General features: G+C 75.5%; 1 protein-coding gene. It reads right to left on the bottom strand.

The features are described 5' to 3' along the window. A partial coding sequence (locus tag CCN29_RS32705; protein WP_442538626.1) for a right-handed parallel beta-helix repeat-containing protein occupies positions 1 to 1,234 on the bottom strand: 1,234 nt, incomplete at its 3' end. Positions 1,235 to 1,459 lie beyond the last annotated feature (225 nt).

A 1,459-nucleotide genomic window follows, 5' to 3' on the forward strand; every position in this document is an offset into this window, starting at 1 on the left:
GCGTCGTACGGCTGCCGTCGATGACGTGGAAGCCGTAGCCGCCGCTGCCGGTGACCCGGCAGTGCTCGAAGGTGCCGCGGCCGCCCGCGGACACGTACACGCCCGCCTCGGCGGGGGAGTCGACCGTGCAGCGCTCGACGGTCGGATCGGCGCCCTTGGTGACGATGACACCGGTCTGCGTGCCGTCCAGGGAGCAGTTGCTGAGGGTGCCGCCGCTGCCGTGGTCGCGGAACCAGGCGCCCGTCGCCGCCTCCCGGATGCGGCAGTCGTCGAGCTGGGCGGTCGCGCCGTCGCTCACCCACACCGCCGGGTAGTCGCCGGTGCTGTCGAAGATCTCGCACTGGTTGGCGTCCACCCGCGTGCCCGGGTCCCACACCGACAGGCCGTTGCGGCCGAACTGCCGCACCGTGGTGCGGGTCAGGGTGAGCACCGAGCGGGAGCGCAGGTCGACCGCGTTCTCCGGGATGTCGTGGATCCGGCAGTCGGCCAGCGTCAGCACCGCGTCCGTGTCGAGCGTGACGCCGTCCCCGGTGGTGCGGTGCACGTCACAGTCGGTGAGGTGGGCGGTGGCGCGCCCGGTCACCTGCACCCCGCTGCCGCGCACCTCGTACACCTCGCACCCGACGGCCTCCAGCGCCGAGTTCTCCCCGGTCGCGGTCAGGCCGGAGCCGGAGGCGTGGTGCACCTTGCAGCGCTCCAGGCGGGGATGCCCGCCGCCGCGCACGGCGACGCCCGCCTGTCCCGCGGCGACCACCTCGCACTCCTCGAACACCCCGCCCCCGCCGTCCACCACGGCGATGCCGGCGCCCGCCGGGTTGTCGACCGTGCACCGGCGCACCGTGGGCCGGGCGGCGCCGCGCACCTCGATGCCGGCCGCCGACCGGCTGACCACGCGGACGTCCCTCAGCTCGGGCGTGCCCTCCTCCACCAGCACGGCCGGCGCGGTGGCGTCCTGACCCTCCACGAGCAGGTCCCGCACCACCGCGGAGGCGCGCACGGTGAGCGGCACACCGTCGGGCGGGGCGATGCGCACCGAGCCGGGCGACCCCTCGGGGCCGCGCAGCGTCACCGCCCGCCGTACGACGAGGTTCTCCCGATAGGTGCCGGGAGCGACGGTGAGCACGTCGCCCTCGCCCGCGGCCTCCAGGGCGGCGGCGAGCGACGGGTACTCACCTGTGCGGCGGCGCCACCTCGATGTGCCGGTGTGCGTCACCTGGACCGTGCCCTGTGCCATGGTGTTGCCGTGCCCCCACCTCGTCGTACCTGTGGCTCGTACCCGCCCGAGTCGCTGCCGATCGGTTCGGCCGGTCCACCGTAGCGTGCGCAGGGGCGGCGAGTTGACCGGAGGCGGAACGCGGTCAGCCCGCGGCGTCCGCCCTGCCCCAGTCGGGACCCACCCGCCCCCACCCCCGGTCCCAGCGGGCGTACCGGCCGCGGAGCATCCGCCGCAGCACCAGGC

This window comes from Streptomyces pseudogriseolus, assembly GCA_002154585.1.
Lineage (GTDB): Bacteria > Actinomycetota > Actinomycetes > Streptomycetales > Streptomycetaceae > Streptomyces > Streptomyces pseudogriseolus.